The sequence below is a fragment of the Streptomyces virginiae genome (assembly GCF_040638905.1).
GTDB classification, from domain to species: Bacteria; Actinomycetota; Actinomycetes; order Streptomycetales; family Streptomycetaceae; genus Streptomyces; species Streptomyces virginiae_B.
On the sequence record NZ_JBEZYV010000065.1, the window covers coordinates 1 to 15,899 of the forward strand.

The window sequence follows — 15,899 nt, forward strand, 5'->3', positions numbered from 1 at the left end:
CGACCCCGGCGGCCTGACGGCCGCCGGGGTCGTTTCACAGGCTTCCTCGACGCTGAGAACGTCGGCGTCATGCACATCCTCAACGTCGCGCAACAGCCGCGGATGCCGGACTCGCCGGCAAGCAGGGCTTTCCAGGTGGACTCCACGTCTGCCCCGAGTGGTGTGATCGCGCCGAGTCCCGTCACGACGACTTCAGTCTGGTGCATGCCCCTCAAGCTTTCTTGTATGCGATACAAGTGAACGATCTTTTTGTATCACATACAATTCGGCTGTGGAGAAGAAGCGAACCGAAGCTCGATCAACGTCGGCTCGGTCGCGTGACCGCGGTCGCGCGACGAGGCACCGGCTGATCGAGGCAACTGCACGGCTCTGCATGGAACGGCCCGGGGCTGAGGTGAGCGTCGCGGAGATCGCGAACGCGGCGGGCGTCTTCCCCAATCAGGTCACCTACTACTTCGGCTCCAAGGACTCGCTCCTCGTGCACGCCGCGTTTCTCGGCTTGCTGCACGATGCCCGACGGATTGAGCGCATCGGTCGCCAAGCCCCCGATGCGGCGACCTTCCGGCGCAACATCGCCCGCGCCGTACTGGCCATGCCCTCGCTCCCATCGGTCGCGCGAGCACTTGCCGGCGGAATCTCCAAGCCCGAACTCGCCCCCGTGGTCGACCAACACCTCCAGTTGCTGTTCCGGCAATCCGAGCGCTTCGTGAGCCAGCTCATCGACAGTCGCGGCTGGAGGGCCCGTCGGCCGCTCAACGTGGAAGCCAGGACGTTCTGGAGCACCGCGCTCGGCGCTGTGCTGCTCGTACGCGCCGGGGCACACGGCACCGTCGCCGACCTCGACCTCGCCGGAGCATTGACCATCCACGACGAACCCGATCCCGCTTAGCTCGGCCGAACAGGCCGGCGACGACGTGCGCGGTTCCCGCCCGACGGTGGCCTTGTCGCGGTCGGCATGTCTGCCGTCGCCGACGAACTCCACTGCTGCGGCGGAAGGCTGCGGCGGCACGGGGGTGGGGTTCACCCCCGCTCCGTGGGGCAGCCCCGATCTGAGGGCCGCCACCTCGCAGACTGCGGCCCTTCGGTACGCTGCTCAGCCGCTCGTGACCGGGCGGGCCCACCACGCACGTTGTCGGGCTGCCACCGGGTGGCCGCCGCGCGCCGTCCGGCCATTACTGTGCATATCGGGGCAGAATGCGCCTGAGGGCATGACGAGCCATGTTTCGGTGTCGGCACTGTCGGGGTCGCATCTCGTTGGAGGTGTGATCGGGCGGCCGGACAGGCGGGCCCCGTCCCGGGGCGCAAGGACGTGTGTGTGGGGTCCGGATCTCGCGGTCCGGATGTTTCGCCGAGGGCGCCCTGATGTTCCCGTCTGTCGGATGCCGTCACGGCTTCAACGGACGACGGGAGATTCTTGTGAGCGCCTATCCGGCGATCGCCGATCACGGGATGGTGGGTGACCTCCAGACAGCCGCGCTGGTGTCCTCCGACGGGACGATCGATTGGTGGTGCACGCCCCGGTTCGATTCCCCCAGCGTGTTCGCCTCGCTCCTCGACAGCGAACGCGGAGGGTACTGCCAGCTGTCCGCGCACCTTCCCGGCGGGCAGGAGCCGGTGGTCCGCCAGCTCTACCTTTCCGATACCGCCGTCCTCGTCACCCGGTTCATGGCGCCGGGCGGTGTCGGCGAGGTCGCCGACTTCATGACCCCCCTGACCGCCGGGACCCCGACGGACCGGCACCGTCTGGTGAGGGTGGTAAGGGTGGTGCGGGGCAGCATGGACTTCCGCCTGACCTGCCGGCCGCGGTTCGACTACGGCCGCGCCTCGCACACCCTGGAGCGGACCGGCGAGGCGGCCGCGGTCTTCCACGGCCCCGGCACCGACCTGCACCTGCAGGTCGCAGGCCCTTTCGTGCTCCACCCCGATGACGACGACCTCACCGCCCGCTGCACCCTCACCGCCGGGCAGACCGCCGCCGTGGTCCTGACCTCCGATGCGAGCGGCGCCGCCGCCCCGCCGGAACTGGTGCCCGAGGACATCCGGGCGGAGCTGGAGACCTGCCGGACGTTCTGGCACGGGTGGTTGCGCTCCTGCACCTACCGCGGCCGGTGGCGCGACATCGTCAACCGCTCCGCGATCACCCTCAAGCTGCTCACCTACGCGCCCACCGGCGCTCCGATCGCCGCCGCGACCATGGGGCTGCCCGAGCAGATCGGCGGCGAGCGCAACTGGGACTACCGCTACACGTGGGTCCGTGACTCCTCCCTGGCCGTCAGGGCCCTGTCCGACCTGGGGTTCACCGGCGAGGCCGCGGCCTTCCGCCGATGGCTGCGCGATCGCCTGGAGGCCGGCGGCACCGCCTCGGGCGAACCCCTCCAGATCATGTATCGCATCGACGGGGAGCCCCACCTGACCGAGGAAGTCCTCGACCACCTGGAGGGCTACGAGGGCTCGGCCCCCGTACGCGCCGGCAACGCGGCCGCCGACCAGATCCAGCTCGACATCTACGGCGAGGCCGCCGACGCCCTGGCCCAGGCCGGCGAGATGGGCGGAATCCACGGCTGGAAGAAATTCGCCGACGTCCTCGACTGGCTCGCCGACCACTGGGACCGGCCCGACGAGGGCATCTGGGAGACCCGCGGCGGCCAGCAGGAATTCACCTACAGCCGCCTCATGACCTGGGTCGCCTTCGACCGCGGCATCAAACTCGCGACCCTCCACTCCCGGCCCGCGGACACCGCCCGCTGGGCGCAGGCGCGCGACGCCGTGTTCCGGCAGATCGTCGAACGCGGCTGGAACGAGCAGCGGCAGGCCTTCGTCCAGCACTACGCCACGGACGTTCTGGACGCCTCCCTGCTGCTGATGCCCCGCGTCGGATTCCTCTCTCCCACGGACCCGGCCTGGCTCAGCACCCTGGACGCCATGGAGCAGGAGCTCGTCAGCGACAGCCTCGTCTACCGGTACAACCCCGAGGCGTCCCCGGACGGACTGCGCGGGTCCGAGGGCACCTTCAACCTCTGCAGCTTCCTCTACGTCGAGGCGCTGGCCCGCTCGGGCCGCATCCACCAGGCCCGCTACGCCTTCGACAAGATGCTGACCTACGCCAACCACGTCGGCCTGTTCGCCGAGGAGATCGGTCCGTCCGGCGAACAGATCGGCAACTTCCCCCAGGCGTTCACGCACCTCGCCCTGGTGGCCGCGGCCATCGCCCTCGACGAGCAACTCGACCGGGCGGAACGCGGCGGCACCGATGGCTGACCCCGCCCCGACCCCGAACACACCTGCCGCCCTGCGGGGGGTCATCGCCCCGCTCGCCCTCGCACAGTTCATCTGCAGCTTCGCCGGCTCCAACATGAACGTGATGATCAACGACATCAGCGAGGACCTCGACACCACCGTGCAGGGCGTCCAGGTCGCCATCACGATCTTCCTGCTGGTGATGGCCGCCCTGATGATCCCCGGCGGCAAACTGACCGACCGCTACGGCCGCAAACGCTGCCTGCTCGCCGGCCTCGTCATCTACGGCGCCGGCGCGCTGCTCAGCGCCGTAGCACCGGGCCTGGGCATCCTCATCCTGGGCAACTCGATCCTCGAAGGCGTCGGCACGGCCCTGCTCATCCCGCCCGTCTACATCCTCACCACGCTGCTCTTCACGGACATGACCTCACGCGCCCGCGCATTCGGGACGATCATGGCGCTCGGCGGCATCGGCGCCGCGGCCGGCCCGCTGATTGGCGGACTCATCACCTCGGCACTCAGCTGGCGGGCCGCCTTCGTGTTCCAGGCCCTCGTGATCGTCGTGATCATCGTCCTCAGCCGCCGCATCGAGGACCCCCTCCCGCCGGACCCGGCCCGCCCGTTCGACACCGTCGGCACCGTCCTGTCCGCCCTCGGCCTCGTCCTGGTCGTCACCGGCATCCTGGCCGCCGACGACAACGTCTGGCTGATGCTCGCCCTCCTCGCCCTCGGCGCGCTCTTCCTGTTCGCCTTCTTCCGCTGGGTCCGCGCCAGGGAACGCGCAGGCAAGGAACCACTGCTCTCCACCAGCCTGTTCCGCATCCGCACCTCCAACCTCGGACTCGTCACCCAGAACACCCAGTGGCTGCTCCTGATGGGGGTGTCCTTCTCCGTCGCCTCCTACCTGCAGGTCGTCCGCGGATACGACGCGATCCAGACCGGAGTGATCTTCACCGCGGCCACACTGGGAATCCTCGTGTCCTCCCTCGCAGCCGAACGCCTCGCCGAGCGCCGCGCCCCAGCGCACCCTCATCGTCACCGGATTCGCCACCACGATCGCCGGCATCATCGTCCTGATCGTCCTGATCGTCGTGGTCGGCGGATCGCCCAGCCCCTGGGCCTTCGCCCCTGGACTGCTCCTCATCGGCCTCGGACTCGGCGTGATGCTCACCCCCTCGGTCAACATCGTCCAGTCGAGCTTCGCCGAGGAGCAGCAGGGCGAGATCTCCGGCCTGTCCCGCAGCGTCTCCAACCTCGGCTCCTCCCTCGGCACGGCGATCGCCGGCACCATCCTCGTCGCCGGCCTCACCAGCCACGCCTACGCCGCCGCCATGATCACCCTCGCAGCCGTCGGACTCATCGGCCTCACCGCCGCCGCGCTCCTCCCACCCGACCCGCCACGCACCCCCGCCCCCACCGGCCGACAAGCCAGCGATGAGTGAGGCAGAGGTAGCCTGCGGCGAGACCGCGGGTCACTCTCCGCACCGGCCGGTCGGCCGGAGTACGTCCTGCGGCGGGGCGCCGGCTCCCGCCCTGCCCGGCCGGGTAGGGCCGCTGAGCGAGCGCCTCTCACTCCTCGTCGCCGACGCCCGGGGCAGGCAGTGGCCCCAGGCCGCCCGGCAGTTGGCAGTTCCGGCAGTTCCGGCAGGGGAGAGTGAGTGTCGGCCCAGCACGTTGATGTGATGCCGCACTTCGAGAGGGTGCACAGCGGCGGGCACTACCCCTTCGACGTCGCAGCCGGCGCAGCCATCGGGCTGGCCGCGGCCCTCCAGCGGGCAAAGCCCCGCCTGCTCCTCCACTGCCGACGCTGACCCAGGGTGGCCGGGCGGGTGACCGGCTGTCTGCTGGGTATCCGCGCCCTGACGGCAGCCTGCGTACTCCGTCTCGGGTCCGGCACCACCCCATCCAGGCACTGCCGGGACCCAATCGGGCCCGCCGACCGGCGCGGCACCGCGCAGGAAGGGCGGACGGCGGCCATCGTGATGCAGCCGGCGCGCCGAAGCAGGAGTGGGAAACAAGGAGAGGAACCATGAGCACCGTGGGACGTCCCCCTGGCCGCGGCACCGATGAACCGGTGGGCGACCTCGTCAGCCGCGCATCTCAGCAGATATCCGCACTGGTCCGCGAAGAGATGCGGCTGGCCCGGGCGGAGATGACCCAGAAGGGCAAACGCTTCGGCATGGGCGGCGGCCTGTTCGGCGGGGCGGGCCTGATCGGCTTCCTCGCGGCGCAGGCCTCGGCCGCCGCCGTGATTGCAGCCCTCGCCCTGCTCCTGCCGGTCTGGGCGTCAGCCCTGATCACCGCCGCTCTGCTCGCGGCCGTCGCCGCCGCGATGGCCGCTGCCGGCCGGAGACAAGTCGCCGAGGCCGGCACCCCCGCACCACAGCAGGCCATCGACAGCGTCAAGGCCGATGTGACCGAGATCAAGGAGGCAACACACCGATGAACACCCCCTCCCACGGCGACAAACAACCCTCACCCACTCCCGAGAAACTGCGCGAACAGGTCGAACGCACCCGCGAGGAACTCGGCCGGACCGTCGAGGCGCTGGCGGCCAAAGCGGACGTCAAGGCACAGGCGAAGGAGAAGGCGGCCGAGATCCAGGAGCAGGCCGCCGAAAAGGCCACCCGGGTGACCGACCAGCTCCGGGAGAAGGCGGGCCAAGCCACTCAGCTGGTGAAGGACAAGACGCCCGACACGGTCCTCGACAAGGCGGCCCACGCCGCGGCCCAGGTACGCGACACCGCCGCCCGGGCCGGCCGGCTTGCCGCTGAGAAGACGCCGGATCCGCTGCGGGAGAAGGCCGATCAAGCCGCCACCCGGGCACGCGCCAACCGCACCACGCTGCTGGCCGCGGCCGCCGCACTCGTCGTCTTCCTGCTCCTGCGCCGCAACCGGAGGTCCCGGTGAATGCATCCAAGATCGCCTACAAGCCGATCGGGCTGGCGCTCGGCGCCACCAGCGGCATGATCGCCGGCGCGGCCTTCAAACAGGCGTGGAAGATGATCGGCCACGACGATGACGCACCCGACGCCACCGACGAGCACCGGACCTGGCAAGAAGTCCTGATCGCCGCAGCCCTGCAGGGGGCGATCTTCGCCGTCGTCAAGGCGGCCGTAGACCGCGCCGGAGCAGCCACCACCCGGCGCATCACGGGCACCTGGCCCGGTTGAGCCGTCCCAGACCGGCGCCGGCCCCACACCCCCGGGCCGGCGCCGCCCGACCCCACGCCCCCAAGGAGGAAAGCGTGGCCGCGCACCTTCGGCTCCACGCCGTCACCGCCGCCGCTGTCACCACCGCAGTGCTCCTCACCCGCTGGTGGGCCACCCGCGCGGTCCGCGAGGAACACGACGCAGACGGCGCCGGAGCACCCTGGCGACGGACAGTACCCCCGCCGGCCGACGCGCAGGCTGCTCCCGACCGCGTCGCCGCGCTGCACGCCGCCTACCTCGACCCGGCCCTGCGGGAAACCGACGCCCACCTCGAGCAGTACTGGAAAAAGATCACCTCGCTCTACCCGCACCACGACAGCGAACGCCCCACGTAAGACCCACCAGCTCCGTGAGAAGACTCCGGGGAAGCCCGTAGCGGGTATCCGTCTGCTCCCTGGGCACACGAGACGTCATGCACGGACAACATGCGCGTCCCACCAGCAGCAGTCTGTTCGGCCCCGCCCCCACAGCTGCGACACCGCCACCCGCCCGCACCGGCCCAAAGCACTCCCGCCGCAGCCGAGTCACCGGCCGCCTGCGCCGCCGGATCCTCGCCTACCGGGCCATCGAATTCCTGTCCACGCACATCCCACACGACCCCGGCCCCGGCGAGGAATGCCTGCTCCTCGTCCACATCCGACAGGTCGTCGGCGAGATCCAATACCGGATCTGCCATCACTGCGCCCAGGGCGTCATCACCGCCATCGTCATCGACGACCGCTTCCGCACCACCGGTCTGGGGACCCGCGCGCTTTCGCACCTGCGCTCCCGCCACCCGGGACTGACCTGGCGCAGCACGCTGCACAGGCGCGCAACCCGAGACATCCTGCGCCGCATGCGCATTCCCACACTCACTTCGGCTGCCCGCTGCTCGCATGCCGGCCAGACCCTCCTCAAGACGACTGGCTCCACACTCGCCAGGGGCTGACCGGCGGCACGACGCAGCAGCGTGAAGTTGGGAAAGCGCACGATATGGAGGATCGGAACCTGATGGAGGGTAGGTCAGGTCGCGGTTCTTCCTTCAGCGGCCCAACAGAGTCAGTTTTGGGGACAACCCTTGCTGCAGCTACTTTGTGTAGTTGTAGACGGTTGCTCGGGAGATGCCGAGTTGGTCGGCGATGTGCTGTGCCGAACTTCGGGTCTCGAAGAACCCTTGGCGATGCAGTTGCTGGACGAGTTCGCGCTTCTGGCCGCGGTTGAGGCTTCGTGGGGTGCTGGAGCGCTCCGCCGCGAAGGAGTCGATGACCGCCCGGAGTTCGCGACCGGTGCGGTCGCGCAGCGTCTCAAGGGCTTCGTCCCGGTGTTCGATGTTCGTGGCCACGAGGTTCGCCAGGGTCAGCGTCAGCGGCGACAGGGTGCTGACGTCGAGGTTCAGGCACAGTGCCGCGACGTAGCGCCCGTCGGCGTTCTTGATCCCGATCGAGGTGCTCTTGGCCGGGCGTCCGTCGGGGAACTGGTTGCTGTAGTTCTGGATGACGCTGGGGTAGCTGGGGTCTGCGATTCGGCGTAGGCCCAGTTCGGTGGCGGAGTCGCCGACTTGGCGCCCGGACAGGTTGTTCTCGATGAGGCGGATGGCGCTGCGAGGCCGACGCAGGTCGTGCAGGACAACCTCGCACAACCCGGGGAACATGCGCCCGACGGCGACCGCGATTCGTTCTGCTTCCCGTAGGAGGTGCTCGTCGGCGAGTTCCTCATCGGATGGGTCATGGAGGGTCCCCGCTGACGGGTCCAGGCTGTCGGCGTCAGTTGTGTGGCCCCGGTGTGGGGGCTCCGAGGAGTGTGCCATCGCGCTCGTCCTTTCTCTACCGGAGGTCAGTGGGAGGGCCCGTCGAACACGGAGGCCATCTTCTCGGCGGACTTCAGCCCGGCGCCGGTGAGCACGACCACGGTCGTCTGGTGGGGTGCGATGTCTCCGGTCGCGATGAAGTGATCGAGGGTTGCCGCGGCGACGCTGCTCGTCGGCTCGGCGTACAGGCCTCGCGCGCTCAGGGCGCGGACTGCGGCGCGGATCTCCACCTCAGGGACGGCGTATGCGGCGCCGTTGGAGCGGCTGATGGCGTCCACCGCCTCGGGCAGTCGGACCGGGTTGGCGATGGACGCACCTTCAGCGATCGTCGGTACCCGCTCGCCGCGGCTGGCCGGGTCGATGCCGTTGTAGGTGTCGGCGATGGTCGCCCAGTGCTCGGGTTGCCCGACGAACAGGCGCGGGCGCTTGTCGATCTGACCGGCATCGAGCAGCTCGCCGAACGCGATGTCGCAACCGATGATGGTGCTGCCTGCCCCAGCCACCAGGACGACGTTGTCGGGCGCCGTGAAGCCGAAAGACTCCCACATCTCGTAGGCGATGGTCTTCGTCCCCTGGATGAACATGGGGTGCCAGTTGTGGCTGGCGTAGGGAATGCGCGCTGACTGGCGAATCGCCTCGTCCGAGACCTCCGCGCGGGTGCCGCTCACAAGTTCGATCTCGGCTCCGTAGGCGCGGGCCTGTAGGATCTTGGCTGCCGAGGTGGCGGCGGGGGCGATGATCTTGGCGTGGATGCCGGCAGCGGCGGCGTAGGCGGCGACCGCAGAACCACCGTTTCCCGAACTGTCCTCGAGCACGCGCAGGGCACCGTGTGCTGCGAGGTGGGACATCATGACCGATACGCCTCGGTCCTTGAAGCTGGAGGTCGGGTTGAACCACTCCAGCTTGAAGTGGACGCGTCGACCAGCCCAGTCGACCGGGATCATCGGAGTCCATCCTTCTCCTAAGCTCACTCGGTGGGTGGCCGAGACGGGCAGTGCCGCGTGGTATCGCCAGATGGACCGTTCGGTCGTGTCGATCTGGTCAGGACGCAGGCCTGGCTGCGAGCTGATGGTGAGGGGGCTGCCGTCCTCGCCTCGCCAGCGAGGGTCGTCTAGGGAGTAGCGGTTCCCCGATCGGTCGTACAAGTCGGATGCGGAAGCGGCTGCGTGCTCGGCGGTCATGGTCTGTTCCGGTTTCTCTCGTAGAGCGGGCAGTGCTCCTGGGGCGGTGTCTATGGCAGTGCTGGTCTGGGCGCGGCTTTTGTATCGACTTAGGAGACTTGTGTCGGGTGTCGAGGATGGCGACGGCGATCTCGTGGCCGAGGAGCGACGCCCGCGGTCGGGATCTAGGGTTCGCGGGTCTCCTGGGGGCGGAAGTGGACAAACTGCTTGCGGCGACGCTTGGCGGGTTGCCGCGTGCTCCCGGTCGTTTGAACCTCCCTGGACGCACGCAGTTGGTCGACCAGCCCGTCGAGGGGTCGCTCCACACGTTAGACGTGCTGTCCAAAACTGTCCAATGTGTCTAACAGTCCGTCCTTGTGGCGCGGCCGCAGGACCGGCGGCCCATCACGTGCCGCATCGGCCGCGCCGACATCCCGGGCGGTGAACCTCTGTGTGCCCTGGAAACGGAGGGCAAGCTGTATCTGATGCCGCACGTGCCGCTCACCGGGCAGGCCCGGTGGCCCACCGAGCAGGCGCCCCCGCGGCGCACCCCCGGGGAACTCCTGGCGAAGTGGCGAGCTCTCCGCCGCAGACACCGCCGGACGTTGCAAGGATGGCTGGCACGACTTCGCTCATGCTGTGGGAGCGGCAACCGGCCGCTCCTGAGGGAAGTGGCACGGCGGGGTGCCGGAGATGCCCTTTGCTCTGGGCCTGTGGCTGGACCTGCATATGCACGGCGGGGCGTACGGTCCAGGGCGCGGAGCAGCCGGCCCGTTCGCGTGCGGCGGGCGGCACGTTTGCTCCCACTCCCCTCCGCACTGCAACTGCCTGGGCGGAGGGAAGCCCGCTGGTGCACATGGGCCGCTACTTCCTCCTCGGCCGAGGCGACACGGCACCGGTCACGCGCGAGATCATCCGCAGCTGCGGACACGACCCCGCCCGCCGCCCCGGCATCGACGTCGGAGGCTGACCCCAGCAGCCGTAACAGTCACTTCAGGAGGTCTGGGAAGGGGCAAGGCGTTCCTCAGTCCTGGGCGGGGACGTCCAAAGCGGTCCCGTACAGGCGCGAGACCCGGAGCAGGATCACCACGCGCCGGTCGGGCAGCGGCGTTTCGCCGTGGGCCGCTCCGTCGGCTGGGTCCACTATCTCCGCCTCGCCCTCCGCTACGGCGAACGACCAGACGTCCGGACCGCTGACATGAAGTGAAGTGCGTGGGTCGCGGCGCAGGTGGCGGACTTTGAGGCGGTCGGCGGTGGAGGAAACGCGCAGTACGCACTCCTCGGCGTTCCAGTCGTAGAGGACGGTCGACAGGTGCGGGTGGCCGGTGCTCCTGACACTCGCGAGTACGCCGAACTGTTGGCGCCGCAACAGCTGGGAGACCTCTTGGGCGGTGAGTACCCGGGGGGCCGGGCCGTCATTTCTGGTGGTGCCCCTGGTGTTCTCGGTGGCGGTGTTCTCGCTCATGGGGATCAGCCCTTCGGTGGTCGGGGTAGGAGTGAGGGGGCGGGGGCGACGACGGTGGTGTGGCCCGAGCGGCGGGTCGGTGGCCGACCCTTGGACTGCCGGCACGTGGCCCGCGAGCACGTGGCTTTGGGCTGCCGACACCTGGCTCCTGGGGGGCTGCCGCTCCTGATTCTGCAGCTTGTGGAGGCCGAGGGTCCCGACGTGTTTGCTCTGACCCGGCCCTGGGATCAGGCGTTGGTGTAGTGGGCGGCGTACACCTCGCTGGGCGGGACGACAGTGATGACGTCGATCAGCACCCCGTCGGGGGCGGCGATGATGAAGTGGCGCTGGCCGAACTCCTCGGTGCGCAGCGGCAGTATCGCGGGCAGGCCGGCCTCCACTACCAGCCGCTGGTACTCGGAGTCCACGTGGTCCACCTCGAAGTTCAGCAGCAGACCGCCCTCGAGCGCGGCCCGGTGACCGTTGGGGACGGTCGGGTGGGCGTGGTCGAGAAGGGCCAGCTCGTACTGCGGTGCATCGGGGCGGCGCAGGCTGACGTACCAGTCCGCATCAAAGGTCACCTCGAACCCGAGGTGGCGGGTGTAGAAGTCGCGGGACGCCGCGACATCGCGTGTGGCGAGCACCGGGTAGAAGCCGCCGAGCCCGGTCATGGGCGCGGCGGTGAATTCGTCCGTCATGGCAGGGCCTCCGAGTCCATTTCGCATACCCAGGGTATGTGAGCTGTAGCGGTAGCATACCCCCGGTATGCGAAATGGGAAGGGCGGTAGCACGATGGCGGTCAACCGGGCGGAGCAGCGGGCGGCCACGCGGCGGGCGCTGCTGGCCGAAGGGCAGCGGCGGTTCGCCGTCGACGGCTACCACCACGTGGTACTGGCCGACGTGGCGCGGGCCGTCGGGGTCACCAAGGGAGCCGCCTACCACCACTTCGACAGCAAGGCGGGACTCTTCCGCGCCGTCGTCGCCCAGGTCCAGCAGGAGCTGGGGGAGCGGGTCGCGGCCGCCGCCGAGCGGCACGAGGACCTCTGGGAGCAGCTCCGGGCCGGCTGCCAAGCCTTCCTGGCCGCGGGGACCGACCCGGCCGTGCGACGGATCCTGCTGGTCGACGCGCCGACCGTGCTGGGCTGGGACGAGTGGCGGACCCAGGACGAGGAGTCCTCGGCCAGGCACCTCACAGAGGCCCTGGCGGCGCTCGCCGCAGCCGGGATCATCGCCGACCAGCCGGTGGAGCCCCTGGCCCGGCTGCTCTCCGGGGCGATGAACGAGGCCGCACTCTGGATCGCGCGGGGCGGGGACCCACAGGCCGGGGAGCAGGCGCTCGACCGGCTGCTGGCGGGGCTACGCACCCCGGCTTAACCGCTCGTGCCGACGCCCAGCGCCTTCTGGGTCAGTGCAGACAGGGCCAAGATCCTGCGCACGATGGGGGAGCACCAGGTGCGCCGGCTGCCCGTCATCGACGGGCACACGCTGGTCGGCATCGTTGCGCTGGCCGATGTCGCCCGCGCCCTGCCGGATGCGAAGGTCGGCGACCTGCTCCAGGTGATCTCGCAGGACTGACCGGCTCGCGTCCCGCCCGCCTCGGGCGTCAGGGTGTCCGCGTGGTGAGGGCCCCCACCGAACGGCGGGGGCCCGGGGCCATGCGCACGGCTGCGCTACATGTGCGGCATGTTGTAGTAGCGGCTGAACTGTTCCAGGTAGGTCGGGTCGCTGCCCTGCTTGGCCTCGTCGAATTCGGGCGCGTCCTTGATCTGGTCCTTGGTCCGGTCGACGTAGACCTTCTCCTCGACCGTGTCGATCATGTTGATCGTGCCGGCGGGCAGCAGTACGTGCTTGCCGAAGATCCACACGCCGGTGTCGACGACGAGGTAGGAGGCGCCTACCTCCTCGGAGTGCTTGCTGATTTTGCCGATGGTGCCGTCCTTGGCCTCGACCTTGTAGCCGACGATCTCGGTGCCCTGCTGATAGCCGGTGTCCGGACGGTAGCCCCAGATGTCGAATTCAGTCACAGCCGATCCTTCCGAATGGATGTCACGCCTTCACAGTTCGTCTGAAGGTATGACTGCAGTTGCGGGTCTGCGACTTGGGTACCCCCCTTCGGGGCAACGGCCGACGGCTCTTGCCGGGGTGTGCGGGCGTGTTCGACGCGGACACGCACACGCCACTACAGCCGGCGTGAGAGGCAGCCGCCACATCGGTCGACGGGTCCTGGAAGTGGGCCGATGGCCTGCGTGTACCGCTCTGCCAGCGGGAGGCAGCCGCCCACCCGGCTGAGTGACCACCGCCCGCGCTGTTCTCGGGGGTGTGGGGGCCCGGGGCGCGGTCCGCGCGCATGATTTCCACCAGGATGTGTGTCCGGCAGGCGCGGTATGGGGACCGCCTGGGAGCGGTTCGGACGTGCCGTCGACCAGGCACTGGTCGGCCTACGACGGCCGGGCCGGCCGCCCGCGCGCCGAGGCTCTTCGGGCGGTGGGCGCGTGCGGATGGCGCGGCGTCGCGGACTATCCCCTGGACTGGGACGCGATCGGCGGCCGGCTTCTGTACGCGGTGGACGTCGATCTCAGCGGACCGCTCGCGGACGGGGCTACGACTACGACCGCCTGCGGGAATGGCTCCGCTCTCGCAACATCACGCCGCGTATCGCACGCAGGGGAATCGAGTTCTCCGAGCGTCTCGGCCGTCACCGTTGGGCTGTGGAGAGAACGGTGGTCGACCTATACGGGTGCCGTCGTCTCCACCGCCGCTACGAACAGAGGCTGAACACTTCCTCGCCTTCGTCGCACCGCCTCCATCCTCTTCTGGCTGAGGGTCGGCAGCCAGGAGCCCATGTGCTCGCTGCGGTAGCGGGGCAAGTGCGCCGCCGCGGGCAGAAGCGCACTCATGAACATGCCAGAAGTGTCGACGCTGTCCGATTTTGACGTGCGAGGGCTGATCGGGTGGCTGGTGCTCGTCATCGAGGCGGGCGGCGCATTGATCATCTTTGCGGGCGCGGTGTGGGCCTTCGTCCAGTTCACCGCGACCGGCCTGCGCAGGCGTTCTCTCATCGGCCGGTTCAACCGGATCCGCCTCAGTCTGGGGCGCTTCCTCGTCTTGGGACTCGAATTCCAACTGGCGGCCGACGTCCTGCGTACCGCGGTCGCCCCCAGCTTCACCGAGATCGGACAGCTGGCGGCCATCGCCGCCATCCGCACCATCCTCAACTTCTTCCTCACCCGCGAGATCACCCAAGAACGCGCCGAGATGGAACGCGACCGGCAGGAGGCCGTCCCGCGGCCACGATGAAGCGATGCGTCGGTGCCCGCCGAGCTCTTCGAAGGAGGGACCTCGACCCCCAGCAGGTCCAGCCGTGCGTCGGCGGGGCAAAGTGCCCGCCGACGCACGAGCGCATCCGCAATCGCCGCCGCAACCGCCGCTTCAGCGACGCCGTCCGTTCGTCACGTCGTAGAACGTGCCAAAGAACACGTTCACCCGCTGACCAGGAGCATGGTCTCGTCGCGCACCAGACGGCGCCACCGCCGTCCCAGACGTCCGTCCCGACCGCGCGGCTCCTGCCGACGAGATGGACGCGCACCGGCTCACCTGCGCGGTAACGCAGACGGAAGGCCGGCGCCACTCCCGAGCGACGCGGCCCAGACCCCGCGCGACGGGCCCGGAAGGCCGATCCCATGGCTCGCGATCGGTGGGGCACTCGGCGGCGGTGAGCGAACACACGTTCGGCATCGGCTTCGCGGCTGTGGGCAGGTGTGGTGGACTAGGCCATGGGACGCTCGAGGGTTGCGGGCGTGCCGCGAGCGGCACGAGAGATGGGGACTGTGATGGCCAAGACGGCTGATTCGTCACGCGCGGCGGCAGGGGCGGTGGGGGAGCCGGAACTGCGGCAACTTCTGGCCGGACTGACGGCCGTACGCGACGGTGACTTCGGCACCCGGCTGCCCGATGAGGCAGACGGTCTTCTCGGGGAGATCGCGACGGTCTTCAACGGGATGGTCGACCAGCTCTCGCTGTTCACGTCCGAGGTGACGAGGGTCGCCCGGGAGGTCGGTACCGAAGGAACGCTGGGCGGCCAGGCCGAGGTCCCGGGGGTCTCGGGTACCTGGGCGGACCTGACGGATTCCGTGAACGCGATGGCCGGAAACCTCACCACCCAGGTCCGCGACATCGCCCAGGTGGCCACCGCAGTGGCGCGCGGCGACCTCTCACAGAAGATCGACGTCGCTGCCCGGGGCGAGATCCTGGAGCTGAAGGACACCGTCAATACGATGGTGGACCAGCTGTCCTCCTTCGCCGCCGAGGTCACCCGCGTCGCCCGCGAGGTCGGCAGCGAAGGCCGGCTCGGCGGCCAGGCCGAGGTGCCTGGAGTGGGAGGCGTGTGGCGGGACCTCACCGATTCGGTGAACTTCATGGCAGGCAACCTCACCGACCAGGTCCGCAACATCGCCCAGGTCACCACGGCGGTCGCCAAGGGCGACCTGTCCCAGAAGATCGCCGTCGACGCCCGGGGCGAGATCCTGGAGCTGAAGAACACCATCAACACGATGGTCGACCAGCTGTCCGCGTTCGCGGGCGAAGTAACCCGTATGGCCCGCGAGGTGGGAACGGAGGGCATCCTTGGCGGCCAGGCGGACGTGAAGGGCGTCTCCGGTACGTGGCGTGACCTGACCGACTCGGTGAACTTCATGGCCGGGAACCTGACCTCCCAGGTGCGTTCCATCGCGCAGGTCGCCACCGCCGTGGCGCTGGGCGACCTTTCGCAGAAGGTCCGCGTGGACGCGCGGGGCGAGATCCTGGAGCTGAAGACCACGATCAACACGATGGTGGACCAGCTGTCCGCGTTCGCCGGGGAGGTCACCCGCGTCGCCCGCGAGGTCGGCACGGACGGCCGGCTCGGCGGCCAGGCGGACGTCAAGGGCGTCTCCGGTACGTGGCGTGACCTGACCGACTCGGTGAACTTCATGGCCGACAATCTGACCGCGCAGGTTCGTTCGATCGCCGAGGTCACCACCGCCGTGGCCCAGGGTGATCTGACGCAGAAGATCCGGGTGGAT

Annotated in this window: 18 protein-coding genes and 2 pseudogenes; 14 read left to right on the forward strand and 6 right to left on the reverse strand. The window is 69.3% G+C overall.

What is annotated here, in order from left to right:
* Positions 1-206: beta-ketoacyl synthase N-terminal-like domain-containing protein (locus tag AB0F82_RS37765; RefSeq protein WP_362636134.1), on the reverse strand; the 206-nt coding region annotated here is incomplete at its 3' end.
* Positions 207-271: 65 nt separating this feature from the next.
* Between AB0F82_RS37765 and AB0F82_RS37770 the strand changes: the two genes are divergently transcribed.
* The 10 genes and pseudogenes from AB0F82_RS37770 to AB0F82_RS37810 all read left to right on the forward strand — a co-directional run bounded on the left by AB0F82_RS37770 (position 272) and on the right by AB0F82_RS37810 (position 7,377).
* Complete coding sequence (locus AB0F82_RS37770; protein WP_362636137.1) at positions 272-889, forward strand: TetR/AcrR family transcriptional regulator C-terminal domain-containing protein; 618 nt, start codon at positions 272-274, stop codon at positions 887-889.
* A gap of 527 nt (positions 890-1,416) precedes the next feature.
* Positions 1,417-3,258, forward strand: coding sequence for a glycoside hydrolase family 15 protein (locus AB0F82_RS37775; protein ID WP_362636140.1), 1,842 nt, complete (start codon positions 1,417-1,419; stop codon positions 3,256-3,258).
* Between the two features lie 103 nt (positions 3,259-3,361).
* Positions 3,362-3,574 (forward strand): annotated as a pseudogene (locus AB0F82_RS38865) (MFS transporter); the annotation flags it as partial.
* A gap of 745 nt (positions 3,575-4,319) precedes the next feature.
* Positions 4,320-4,679 carry an MFS transporter gene (locus AB0F82_RS38870; protein WP_436842265.1) on the forward strand — a complete coding sequence of 120 codons (360 nt, stop codon included), beginning with the start codon at positions 4,320-4,322 and terminating at the stop codon, positions 4,677-4,679.
* Positions 4,680-4,919: 240 nt separating this feature from the next.
* Positions 4,920-5,048, forward strand: coding sequence for a hypothetical protein (locus AB0F82_RS37785; protein WP_362636142.1), 129 nt, complete (start codon positions 4,920-4,922; stop codon positions 5,046-5,048).
* A gap of 218 nt (positions 5,049-5,266) precedes the next feature.
* Entirely contained in the window at positions 5,267-5,683 is a 417-nt protein-coding gene (locus tag AB0F82_RS37790) for a phage holin family protein (protein ID WP_362636145.1), read from the forward strand.
* Positions 5,680-6,147, forward strand: coding sequence for a DUF3618 domain-containing protein (locus AB0F82_RS37795; RefSeq protein WP_362636148.1), 468 nt, complete (start codon positions 5,680-5,682; stop codon positions 6,145-6,147). The genes AB0F82_RS37790 and AB0F82_RS37795 overlap by 4 nt, the downstream gene beginning before the upstream one ends.
* Entirely contained in the window at positions 6,144-6,410 is a 267-nt protein-coding gene (locus AB0F82_RS37800; RefSeq protein WP_362636150.1) for a DUF4235 domain-containing protein, read from the forward strand. The genes AB0F82_RS37795 and AB0F82_RS37800 overlap by 4 nt, the downstream gene beginning before the upstream one ends.
* Before the next feature lie 74 nt (positions 6,411-6,484).
* Entirely contained in the window at positions 6,485-6,784 is a 300-nt protein-coding gene (locus tag AB0F82_RS37805) for a hypothetical protein (RefSeq protein WP_362636153.1), read from the forward strand.
* A 77-nt stretch (positions 6,785-6,861) separates the two neighbouring features.
* Positions 6,862-7,377, forward strand: a complete 516-nt coding sequence (locus AB0F82_RS37810; RefSeq protein ID WP_362636155.1) for a hypothetical protein — start codon at positions 6,862-6,864, stop codon at positions 7,375-7,377.
* 138 nt (positions 7,378-7,515) lie between these two features.
* Here AB0F82_RS37810 and AB0F82_RS37815 read toward each other — a convergent pair whose 3' ends face one another.
* From AB0F82_RS37815 to AB0F82_RS37830, 4 genes are all read right to left on the reverse strand, one after another.
* Entirely contained in the window at positions 7,516-8,235 is a 720-nt protein-coding gene (locus tag AB0F82_RS37815; protein WP_362636158.1) for a helix-turn-helix transcriptional regulator, read from the reverse strand.
* A 26-nt stretch (positions 8,236-8,261) separates the two neighbouring features.
* On the reverse strand, positions 8,262-9,416 hold the full coding sequence (locus tag AB0F82_RS37820; protein ID WP_362636161.1) for a threonine synthase: 1,155 nt from the start codon (positions 9,414-9,416) through the stop codon (positions 8,262-8,264).
* A gap of 1,003 nt (positions 9,417-10,419) precedes the next feature.
* Positions 10,420-10,860 (reverse strand): pyridoxamine 5'-phosphate oxidase family protein, encoded by a 441-nt coding sequence (locus AB0F82_RS37825; RefSeq protein WP_362636163.1) that lies wholly within the window; start codon positions 10,858-10,860, stop codon positions 10,420-10,422.
* A 227-nt stretch (positions 10,861-11,087) separates the two neighbouring features.
* Entirely contained in the window at positions 11,088-11,537 is a 450-nt protein-coding gene (locus AB0F82_RS37830; protein ID WP_362636166.1) for a VOC family protein, read from the reverse strand.
* Between the two features lie 67 nt (positions 11,538-11,604).
* On the opposite strand from AB0F82_RS37830, the gene AB0F82_RS37835 reads away from it, so the two are divergent.
* Positions 11,605-12,213, forward strand: a complete 609-nt coding sequence (locus AB0F82_RS37835; RefSeq protein ID WP_436842263.1) for a TetR/AcrR family transcriptional regulator — start codon at positions 11,605-11,607, stop codon at positions 12,211-12,213.
* A gap of 39 nt (positions 12,214-12,252) precedes the next feature.
* A pseudogene (locus AB0F82_RS37840) lies at positions 12,253-12,414 on the forward strand (CBS domain-containing protein); the annotation flags it as partial.
* Between the two features lie 95 nt (positions 12,415-12,509).
* Here AB0F82_RS37840 and AB0F82_RS37845 read toward each other — a convergent pair.
* Positions 12,510-12,863 (reverse strand): PRC-barrel domain-containing protein, encoded by a 354-nt coding sequence (locus AB0F82_RS37845; RefSeq protein ID WP_362636168.1) that lies wholly within the window; start codon positions 12,861-12,863, stop codon positions 12,510-12,512.
* Between the two features lie 886 nt (positions 12,864-13,749).
* On the opposite strand from AB0F82_RS37845, the gene AB0F82_RS37855 reads away from it, so the two are divergent.
* Together AB0F82_RS37855 and AB0F82_RS37860 are read left to right on the forward strand one after the other, a co-directional pair.
* The gene (locus AB0F82_RS37855) at positions 13,750-14,136 is read left to right on the forward strand and encodes a DUF1622 domain-containing protein (RefSeq protein WP_436842264.1); all 387 of its coding nucleotides are present in this window, start codon (positions 13,750-13,752) and stop codon (positions 14,134-14,136) included.
* Positions 14,137-14,669: 533 nt separating this feature from the next.
* Positions 14,670-15,899 (forward strand): HAMP domain-containing protein (locus AB0F82_RS37860; RefSeq protein ID WP_362636170.1); only part of this gene is annotated, 1,230 nt, incomplete at its 3' end.